Raw genomic sequence first — 936 nt, 5'->3', positions numbered from 1 at the left:
CGGCGGGCCGCCGCCCGTCGCCGGACGCCCGCCTGCCCCGTCACATGGTCCAGCGGCGCATCATGACGTCCATGTGGCCGCCGAACAGGGTCGCCAGCAGGGCCGTGAGGACGAAGCCGAGCGCGGCGATGATCAGGGCGGCTGGAATTGCCGCCAGGCTGAGCTTGACGAGAAAGAGCACCAGCCGGAAAAAGGGAATGCGGAGATCGACGATTACGATCTTCTGCGAGGTTTCGTCCATGGGGGGTCTCCGTTGCGATCGGCGCCATGCTTCGCCACTGCGCGCCGCCGTGCAAGAGTGAGCCGCCCTGCCAATCCTGTTTCCCACCCCCCCCTCGGGCCGAACGATGATCACCAGCACCACCGTCGAGAGAGACCTCAAGGCCGCGATCCGGACCATCCCGGATTATCCCAAGCCCGGCATCCTGTTCCGCGACATCACCACGTTGCTGAGCGACGCCTGGGCGTTCCGCCGCACCGTCGACGAGATGGTGCAACCCTGGGCCGGCATGAAGATCGACAAGGTGGCGGGCATCGAGGCGCGCGGCTTCATCCTGGGCGGCGCCGTGGCGCACCAGGTCTCGGCCGGCTTCGTGCCGATCCGCAAGAAGGGCAAGCTGCCGCACAAGCGGGTCAGCATCGCCTACTCGCTGGAATACGGCCTGGACGAGATGGAGATTCACGAGGACGCCGTGGTGGCGGGCGAGCGGGTGATCCTGGTCGACGACCTGATCGCCACCGGCGGCACGGCCGTGGGCGCCGTGACGCTCATGCGCCAGCTCGGCGCCGAGGTTTTGGCCGCCTGCTTCGTCATCGACCTGCCGGATCTCGGCGGCGCCGACAAGCTGCGCCAGCTCGACGTACCGGTGCGCACGGTGCTCACCTTCGACGGGCACTGACCTCGATATGTCGTCATTCCGGGGCGCGCCGAAGAGA

The 936-nt window shown here is 67.7% G+C and carries 2 protein-coding genes; one reads left to right on the top strand and one right to left on the bottom strand.

Going from position 1 to position 936, the window contains the following annotated elements:
* Positions 1-40: 40 nt before the first annotated feature.
* Positions 41-241, bottom strand: a complete 201-nt coding sequence (locus tag CH341_RS15110) for a hypothetical protein (protein ID WP_111419838.1) — start codon at positions 239-241, stop codon at positions 41-43.
* A gap of 106 nt (positions 242-347) precedes the next feature.
* Between CH341_RS15110 and CH341_RS15105 the strand changes: the two genes are divergently transcribed.
* Positions 348-899, top strand: a complete 552-nt coding sequence (locus CH341_RS15105; protein ID WP_111419837.1) for an adenine phosphoribosyltransferase — start codon at positions 348-350, stop codon at positions 897-899.
* The last annotated feature ends 37 nt before the right edge of the window (positions 900-936 follow it).

It is taken from the genome of Rhodoplanes roseus (genome assembly GCF_003258865.1).
In the GTDB taxonomy this organism is placed as follows: Bacteria; Pseudomonadota; Alphaproteobacteria; order Rhizobiales; family Xanthobacteraceae; genus Rhodoplanes; species Rhodoplanes roseus.
The sequence above is the reverse complement of the archived record's forward strand: the minus strand, read 5'-3'. Positions and strand labels throughout refer to the sequence as shown.

What these genes read in the sequence shown, in the direction of transcription:
- CH341_RS15110 (WP_111419838.1), bottom strand. Translation starts at nt 241, where the DNA reads ATGGACGAAACCTCGCAGAAGATCGTAATCGTCGATCTCCGCATTCCC.
- CH341_RS15105 (WP_111419837.1), top strand. Translation starts at nt 348, where the DNA reads ATGATCACCAGCACCACCGTCGAGAGAGACCTCAAGGCCGCGATCCGG.